The sequence below is a fragment of the Halanaerobium sp. genome, assembly GCF_003070835.1.
This window is the reverse complement of record NZ_QBLR01000455.1, coordinates 1-1,963: the sequence shown is the minus strand read 5'-3', so window position 1 is coordinate 1,963 and position 1,963 is coordinate 1. Positions and strand designations below refer to the sequence as shown.

Annotated in this window: 3 protein-coding genes; 2 read left to right on the top strand and 1 reads right to left on the bottom strand. The window is 31.4% G+C overall.

The features are described 5' to 3' along the window. The first annotated feature begins 187 nt into the window (after positions 1 to 187). Complete coding sequence (locus CI949_RS20365) at positions 188 to 382, top strand: hypothetical protein (RefSeq protein ID WP_073160895.1); 195 nt, start codon at positions 188 to 190, stop codon at positions 380 to 382. A gap of 40 nt (positions 383 to 422) precedes the next feature. Here CI949_RS20365 and CI949_RS20360 read toward each other — a convergent pair whose 3' ends face one another. After that, positions 423 to 1,316, bottom strand: a complete 894-nt coding sequence (locus tag CI949_RS20360) for an IS3 family transposase (RefSeq protein ID WP_073160897.1) — start codon at positions 1,314 to 1,316, stop codon at positions 423 to 425. A 33-nt stretch (positions 1,317 to 1,349) separates the two neighbouring features. Between CI949_RS20360 and CI949_RS20355 the strand changes: the two genes are divergently transcribed. Next, positions 1,350 to 1,742, top strand: a complete 393-nt coding sequence (locus CI949_RS20355) for a hypothetical protein (protein ID WP_073160899.1) — start codon at positions 1,350 to 1,352, stop codon at positions 1,740 to 1,742. The last annotated feature ends 221 nt before the right edge of the window (positions 1,743 to 1,963 follow it).

The window sequence follows — 1,963 nt, the reverse complement described above, 5'->3', positions numbered from 1 at the left end:
GGCAAACACTATGTTGATTCTCCACAAATATCATTGCTAGATTTACCTAAACATATCTTTTTCTATTTTGAAACACCTGATTTGTTGAAACTAGCTCAAAAATACAATAATGTACATTGGCAGTATGTGCGAAGGATTAATGCTGCTTTAATAACAATGAAATAAATTTTAGATTGGAGTTAAGATTATGGATAAAAAATTAATAAAAAAAATTATAAAATTCAGAGATGATAGAAATTGGTCTCAATTTCATAATCCTAAAGATCTAGCTATTTCTATTTCTCTTGAAGCTAATGAATTATTAGAGTTATTTCAATGGAATAGCAGTGAAGAGACAGTAAATAAAAATGAGCTAGCCCCTCTAATCTTGGACAAGCTTTAATATGATTTGTTAAACACAAATTCTCAGTAAATTTAATTACTTATGCTGCAAATTTAATTCCTGAAACTAAGTTATTCAGGATGTTTTTATGATAAACTGCTGGTGGTATTTTACCAACAGATGAATGTGGTCTTCTGTTATTGTATTTATCAATAAATTTAGCAATAGAATTCCTGCAGTGGGTTATGCTGCGGTAATGTTTTCTATAGACTTCACAATCCATCTCCCAGAGCTGGTTAGGTCCAGTTAGTTCATGTTTTTGTCTTAATTGATATTCTTTCGGTTTTGGTACTATCTTATCCTGCAGGAGGTCTAAAACCTTCATAATGCGGTAAATTCGTTTGTGATTAACTTTTAGATTTTCTGTATAGTTCAGGTAATCAGTTACCATTCTGTAGCCTAGATGAGGAGACTCATCACAGTAATCTTTAACCAGTTGAACAACATCTTCTTCTGGTACTAGATTACCATCTTTATCATAAGCTGGATGACCAGTATAAAGTTGATCTTCAGTCTTATTATTTTCGTCTTGATCATTATTCTGACGGTAATAGTAAGTGCTTCTGGCTATATTAAAAGTTCGACATAGTTCTGTAATAGTATATTCTGATTTAAGCTGATTAATTATCTTAATTTTATCGGGAGTATTTAGTTCTGCCAGGGCTTTTTTTAGAATTTCCATCTGGACTTTCTGCTGACCAATGATTTTTTCCATCTCTTTGATTTGTTCATCTTTTTCTTTAAGCCTGGCTTCCTGTTCAGTAATAGAATCACCACTGAGCTTGCTCATACCTCCATCTAAAAATTCATTCTTCCAGAGATAGATGGAGCTGCGGCTGACATCATATTCATCGACTAGATTAGATATTTTTTCGCCTTTGATAACTCGAAGAACAATTTCCATTTTTTCATCAGGATCATAAGTTTTAGCCATTTGCTTTTACCCCCTATAATTATTATAAGATGTTTGATTGGTGTCTGTCCAATACTCTTAGGGGGCGTTACATATTCAATAGTCAAAGTAAGAATAAAAAATCATTATTCACCGGCAGAAATTGAACAGCTCATTGGAAATCATTTAAAAGTTCCAGATACTAAATATTGGAATTATGATAAGTTTGTTTGGAGAGGTGCTCATTTTGCTTGCTATAATTGTTATGAATTAGCTGATATAGAATATAGATCAATTTTTAAATCTAAAGTAGATTTATTAATTGCGTCTGTTTATAATAAAGATGTAAATTATTTTTCTAATATTGTTGAATCAGTATCTAGGGATGTACATTGTTATTTTATTCAGGATAACAGTTCTAATTATGGAGATACTAGAGTGACTCAACCTACTAAGACTGCAGTATAAAAAAATGTCCTGTGAATTATCCAATTGGGTTGGAAAAGCTTATAAAATCCCTCGTTCTTTAATTAAAGAGTCTGATGATAGAGCTGATCTACAAAATATTGGAGTATATTTTCTCTTTGGCAAAGATCCAAATAACTAGTGAGGGTTTTGTAGTACTAAAAGGATCTAGAATGTCTAATAATACTGTTGATTCAGCTCAAAATTGGGTAATTAAAAAGAGA